2 protein-coding genes and 1 pseudogene are annotated in these 3,650 nt (G+C 60.1%); all 3 read right to left on the bottom strand.

Going from position 1 to position 3,650, the window contains the following annotated elements; all coding sequences use genetic code 11:
- Nucleotides 1-1,385 (bottom strand): condensation domain-containing protein (locus ACTHNE_RS08340; RefSeq protein WP_440269003.1); only part of this gene is annotated, 1,385 nt, incomplete at its 3' end.
- 39 nt (nucleotides 1,386-1,424) lie between these two features.
- Nucleotides 1,425-1,574: pseudogene (locus ACTHNE_RS08335) on the bottom strand (hypothetical protein); the annotation flags it as partial.
- The gene (locus tag ACTHNE_RS08330; RefSeq protein WP_324945168.1) at nucleotides 1,571-3,505 is read right to left on the bottom strand and encodes an SDR family oxidoreductase; all 1,935 of its coding nucleotides are present in this window, start codon (nucleotides 3,503-3,505) and stop codon (nucleotides 1,571-1,573) included. The gene ACTHNE_RS08330 and the pseudogene ACTHNE_RS08335, both read right to left, overlap by 4 nt.
- Nucleotides 3,506-3,650 lie beyond the last annotated feature (145 nt).

The following is a 3,650-nucleotide window of genomic DNA, read 5'->3' as shown; positions in this document are numbered from 1 at the left end:
AGGGCCAGCATCGCCGCGCAGCGGGCATCGTCCAGCAACGGCAGGGACTGCACAGGGGCGTGCGGCATGCGCAACACGCCTTGCAACAGCGTGGCGAACGAGTCGGCCATGCCGATGATCGTCTGCGCCTCGAACAGGTCGGTATTGAAATTCCATAGCACCTGCAGTGTGCCGTCGATCTCGGTGATGCCAAGCTCCAGATCGACCTTGGTCTTGTTGGCTTCGTAAGCAGGCGCGCTAAGCTTCAGGCCGGGCAGCTCAAGTTGCCGGTTGTCGTTGTTGTTCAAACCAAACACGATCTGAAACAGCGGCGGAAAAGAAGGATTCCGCTCCGGGCGCAGATGTTCGACCAGCATCTCGAAAGGCACGTGTTGATGCGCATAGTCGCCGAACAGTGCACGCTTGCTGGCCTGCAGGTAATCGGCAAATGACGCGGATCGGTCTATATCCGAGCGCAGTACCAGAGAGTTGACGAAACAACCGATCAGCGCCTCGGTATCCTTGTGCAGCCGCCCGGCCACCGGCGTCCCCATCACTACCGTATTTTCGCGGCTATAACGCGCGATAAGCAGCGCAAATACCGCGTGCAGAAGAATGAACATGGTGACGTCGTACTGCTGCGCGAACGCCTTCAAGCGATCGGTCGTCGCCGTATCGATCAGCTGAGTATGAAACCTGCCATGGAAGCGCTGCTGCGCTGGACGTGGCCGGTCCAGCGGCAGCGCGTGCACGGACGGAATGCCGGCAAGCCGCTTTTCCCAATAGCCGAGCTGCCGTTGCAACAGATCGCCGCGCTGCATCCAGTCGCGCTGCCAGAGCGCATAGTCCGCATACTGGATCGCCAGCGGTGCAAGCGGGCTGGAATGTCCTTGACTGAAAGCGGTGTAAAGGACAGTAAACTCGTCCACCAGCAGCGCCAGCGACCAGCCGTCGCAAGCGATGTGATGAATGGTAAAGACCACGATATGGTCATCCGTATCCAGCTGAAGCAAGGTCACCCGCACAGGTAGATCTCGGCCGAGATCGAATGAAGTGTCTTCTTCTTTGGTCAACCACGCGGCGATTTCCGTTTCCCGTCGCTCGATCGGTACGCGCCGAAGGTCGCCTTGAACGATCGGCACAGCAAAGCCTTGTTTGACGACCTGCCGTACCTCGCCACCGTCATCGGAAAAAACAGTACGCAGCGATTCGTGGCGTTCGATGAGCGCGCGCAGCGTACGCGCCAGCGTATCCTGGTTCAGGTGTCCCTCGATGCGGAACGCCTTCATCATGTTGTAGGGCGTGCTGCCGTCCTCGAATTTGTCGATGAACCACAGCCGCTGCTGGGTATAAGACAAGGGGAGCGAAGTTTGCGCTTTACGTGGTGCTATGCCCGGAAGCTCCACTTCGCGTTCGTCGCGAATGCGATCGAGTTCGCGCAGGTATTCGAGGATGGGCTGCTTGTTGTCCGCAATCTTCTTGCGCAGCGCTTCGGACATGCCGCCGGAGGCAACATAGGCGAGCCGGTCATTCTTGACATAGAGCACAACGTCGCTGGCCAAGGCTTCGCTCAAAATCTGCTCGACGGAACTCATTGGAACTCACCCTCCTCGATGTTGTCCTGCTCTCTCATGACGTCGAGCTTCTTTTCTTCCAGCTTCTGCGCCAGCAAGCTGGTGGAAATCTTTTCAGCACCCGACGCAATCGTCGGCGCTTCGAAAAAAGCCCTCATCGAATAACCCGCATCCGGAAATGCATCGCGAATCCGGTTCAACAAGCGGGTAGCCAGCAGGGAATCCCCGCCCAGCTCGAAGAAGTCCTCATTCACGCCGATACCGTCGATGCCGATCAGCTCCTGCCAAAGTCCTTGCAGGCGATGCTCAACGTCATTGCGCGGGGCAAGGCGATCGCCCAATGCGTCAGCGCGCGCATAAAGTCGATGCTGATCTGCCTCCACGCTGCGCAGATCGATCCATTTCTCCAGCCGGCGATGCAAGTCGCCGGTAGCCTGGACCAATTGCGGGATATCCTCCACGGACAGCGCCCACTCCATCGCCTGCATGCCTTCGGCAAGGCGCATGCCATGCACGCCTGTCAGTTCCGAAACGTCATCAACCAGCCAACCGTCCCAGTTCACGCTCAGCCAGAACGTTTCTCCTTGGCCGTGCTTGTGATGCACGAACGCATCCATGTAGCTATTGGCGGCAGCGTAGGCTGCAAAACCCAGGCCGCCCAGTACCGCCGACAACGAAGACATGAGCAGGCAAAAATCCACCTGGCGATGCCGCAGCAACGCATCCAGTACAAGCAAACCTTGCACTTTCGGCATGAATTGCGCGCGACTACTGTTTACGGTGGTTTCCACGAGGGGAGTGATCACATCGCGAAGCTGACCTGCGGCATGAATGACACCGTCGATAACGCCAAAGCGCTCCTCTGCCAGGTGGAATGCATGTTCCATCTGCTCGGCATCGGTGACATCAGCACGGCACAGCACGACCTGGGCACCGCTCGCTTCCAGTTCGTGCCAGCCTTCACTCGGCTCCTGGGAGCCGGGACGCGCGATCAGCACAAGACGCGCCGCATAGGTGGCAGCCAGGTAGGAGGCGATGACCATGCCCAGTCTGCCCAGACCGCCGGTGATGACATACACCCCTCCGTGCCGGAACCGGCCCGGCCCTCGCGGCGCATGGTTTTGCGGCACGTAGCTGGGTATCCATCGATGGCCGCGACGATACGCCACGACGGTGTCCTGGCGTTGCGCTTCTTCGAACAGGCAATCGGCCAGGCGTTCGGCAGAGGAACCCGTCGTGGGCTCCAGGTATTCGCACCGCGCAAGATCGATGTGGCGGCATCGCAAATGTGCGTGCTCCTGGGGAGCCACCTTGCAGAGGCCGGCCATCGTGGCGGTTTCCGGCCCAACCGATTCCTCACCGGTAACGCGATATGCGTCGCTCGTCACGACATGGCACAGGGTGGTGCCACTGCGCTGCCATTTCGTCAGTGCCTTGAGCGCGAACAACAGATTGAAATAACCCTGCTCCTGTCTGCGTTCGAAGCCTGCGAACTCATGCATGGCCTGCTCGTCGAGATCATCCAGACCGCGCATATGCACCATGTGGTCAAGATGTATACCCGAAGTGGCCAGCCGGCCGAAGAGCTCTTCAAAATGAGCCTCGCTGGCGTCCGGCAGAACGAACTCGGTGTTGTTGGATTGCTCGTAACGTGTACCAAAGCGCACGGTGATCACCGTGTGTTGCGCTTGATGCAACTTTTGCGCAAGCGCGTCGCCGATACCGGCGTCATCCATCAACAACAGCCACGTTTGCCTTACCGTCGCTGCATGGCGTTTGGCGGCGGCTAGTTTCCAGAATGGTGCGTAGAACCAGTCGCTCGGGTCGCCACGCTTGGTCTCAGACCGCGTGGCAGGTTCGATCCAGTAGCGCTGCCGCTCGAAGGGATAGGTTGGCAAGGGGATGCGCCGGCAGCGCTCGTGGGCGTGATAAGCCGGCCAGTCGATCGCCATGCCTGCTTGCCACACCTGCCCCAGCGCCTGCTGCAGCACCTGGGCGTCACCGCTTGCATCCTGCCCATGCCGCAGCGCCGCTACGATCACGTGCTCGCGCGCACGTGCATGGTGTCGCGCCAGGCCGCTCAGCACCCGCCCCGGC

Origin of the sequence: Dyella sp. (genome assembly GCF_051954575.1) — a bacterium.
Taxonomy (GTDB): Bacteria; Pseudomonadota; Gammaproteobacteria; order Xanthomonadales; family Rhodanobacteraceae; genus Dyella_B.
The sequence above is the reverse complement of the archived record's forward strand: the minus strand, read 5'-3'. Positions and strand labels throughout refer to the sequence as shown.

Bases quoted from the DNA above. Each gene is read 5' to 3' on its own strand.
- ACTHNE_RS08330 (WP_324945168.1), bottom strand. From the start codon at position 3,505: ATGGCGATCGACTGGCCGGCTTATCACGCCCACGAGCGCTGCCGGCGC.